Here is a 2300-nt window from a genome sequence, read left to right on the forward strand (position 1 = left end):
TTTTTTAAAATGAACAATACTATGGCTGATACAAAATGAATTTCATTAATTGAGCACTCAAAAGCAAACTTACCGCCCTCTACCCGCACTTTTCCGCCCGGAATACGAATAATGTCTCGCACACTAACCTTTCCCTCTATATCAACAACCCACTTTCCATCCTGTACTTCATCGAACTTACGGTCAGCAATATAGGTGACATCACCATCAAGGATAACAACCGGGTCTTTCAATCCATCAGGCAAGAACGCCTTATCGAACAAATGGAAATTTGAATCGTAGAGTTTGCCGTCTAACAACTTTTGGCGAGGAATCTGCACGATATCAAGCTGTTTAGCATTTTCATACATCGCGCCCTCACCAGTAGTTAACCAACGCAGTGATGCGCCAGTCTCTAAAGCACACTGAATCACGAGGTCTGCGGGAAAAGTATCACGCAGATAACGGTTGGCTAATGTACTGGCAGATATGCCTAATTGCTCACATAAAGCCTGCTTTGTACTGAAGCCATAAGCCTCCAGCATCCGGTCAATTGCCGCTTGGCCACCACGTCGAAGATCCATGTTCATCTCGGAAAGTGAAGTTTATTGATTTAAACTCACTTTTCGAGAGACTGAGTTCATCTCGGAAAGTGAATAACCACCCGTTATTAATCTTTACTACCGCTCACCACAAGCGAATAGGGGATGTTGCATCATGAGACCTAATATTTCAATCACTCTTCTAACTCCTCACGTCACAGTTGAGAGATATGCCGAGTTAACCGGTTTGGATTCAGAAACTATCAAAGCGATGTTGGCCTATGGTCGCTTAACCCGTCAGCCACGCCCCGCACACGTAGCGGAACATGCCACGGAAGAAACGTAATCATGACGGAAACGGCACTACACCGCACCCGCCTGCACACTTTGCGTTATAAAGTTTTTTCAGTTTTAAATCCCTACAAAACACCTCGCCAGCCTGCGCCGTGGCTGGGGCTTTGCAGCATTTTGCCAACTGAAAAGATTGAAAAGAATTTCAGTGTTTTTCAGTTTTTGGATCTCGGGGTGGATCGCGTAAAAATGTTAGTGCATTGAATTTAAAGGGGATTGTGTGAATTGCGTAGTTGGTTATATCTCTTTACGTGGTTTTATATGTTTTATGAAAAATGCAGTCAGGCTAGAGCTAGTGCAGGTTGTAAGAGTGATAATTAAAATTCGCAAACTGAAAATAGTGAGGCAATATATTTAACTAAGCTTGAAGTGATTTTTTACACTCAAATAAAAATAGGATCGGAAATGAAAGTTAAAGAATCAGAAGTATTTGGTTCAATGGCGTCACCTAAAAATTTTAGTCAGATACTGGAATTAGTACAGACCCATAATGCTCGGCGTAATAATGTATATATGTGGAGAGGGCAGGGTAACTTCGAATGGCCAATTCACAGTTCTGCATATAGGCGTTTGAATTTAGATTCAAGTTCAGTAACAGAGCACGGTATGAGGATGTATGAGAACTGGCTTCTGCGTCAGGCTAGGCATCAAGGCTATGGCTATGAAAATGGACGAAGACTTTCAGACTTCGAATTGCTAGCAAAACTTCAACATCATGGCGCTGCTACAAGATTGATTGATTGCTCAAGAAACATTTTAGTAGCTTTATGGTTTGCCTGTAGATCAGAACCGAATAAAACAGGGCTTCTGTTTGGTTTACATTCGGATGGATTAGGCGGTGTAGAGACTAAACCTGAAAATCGTCCCTATAACGAAATATTCCTACAGGGGCAATACAACGATGATAGTCATCCCCAAACATGGCAACCTCCTGTAGTGACAAAGAGAATAGCTGCTCAAAGCGCACATTTCTTATATAGCTCTGTTTGTGAACATAAAATGGGAAGTTTGGCTTTTGAGAGTGACCCACATGCATTCTTAGCTATAGCTATATCCCCTAGCTTAAAAAAAATGGCATTGGAGCTTTTAGCTGGAACTTTTGATATCCGGCATATCACCCTTTTTCCAGATATTGACGGTTTTTGTTACGCCCACGGTGAACGATTTGGGCAATTTAATAACGAGCGGTGGTGATTTAGCTGGAGGGATGGTGTTCTATTCTATTGATTGAGCCTTTATCCATAATGATAGCATCGCCATTTCATCGCCAATGGCTATGCGAAATGGTTGTAAGATATTGATAGATAAGGGCTCAAATTTCAGGCAAGAAAAAACCCGATTAGTCTTGAACCTAAGAAGGCGGGACTATCGGGCTCCTCAATATGGGGACATCAAAGAAAAGCAGTGGCATTAAATCAGACCCCAGTC

At 42.0% G+C, this 2300-nt stretch carries 3 protein-coding genes and 1 pseudogene; 3 read left to right on the top strand and 1 reads right to left on the bottom strand.

Going from position 1 to position 2300, the window contains the following annotated elements; genetic code table 11:
* Positions 1 to 563, bottom strand: a 563-nt coding sequence (locus tag V1952_RS21280) for a phage repressor protein CI (protein WP_420075495.1), incomplete at its 3' end; no start/stop codon positions are given.
* 133 nt (positions 564 to 696) lie between these two features.
* Here V1952_RS21280 and V1952_RS21285 point away from each other — a divergent pair.
* The 3 genes and pseudogenes from V1952_RS21285 to V1952_RS21295 form a co-directional block, all read left to right on the top strand.
* A pseudogene (locus V1952_RS21285) lies at positions 697 to 819 on the top strand (regulator); the annotation flags it as partial.
* A gap of 50 nt (positions 820 to 869) precedes the next feature.
* Positions 870 to 1076 (top strand): hypothetical protein, encoded by a 207-nt coding sequence (locus V1952_RS21290; protein ID WP_420075496.1) that lies wholly within the window; start codon positions 870 to 872, stop codon positions 1074 to 1076.
* A gap of 201 nt (positions 1077 to 1277) precedes the next feature.
* Positions 1278 to 2066, top strand: coding sequence for an FRG domain-containing protein (locus V1952_RS21295; RefSeq protein ID WP_301210423.1), 789 nt, complete (start codon positions 1278 to 1280; stop codon positions 2064 to 2066).
* Positions 2067 to 2300: the final 234 nt, after the last annotated feature.

The organism is Yersinia sp. 2542 StPb PI (genome assembly GCF_048593855.1).
In the GTDB taxonomy this organism is placed as follows: Bacteria; Pseudomonadota; Gammaproteobacteria; order Enterobacterales; family Enterobacteriaceae; genus Yersinia; species Yersinia enterocolitica_E.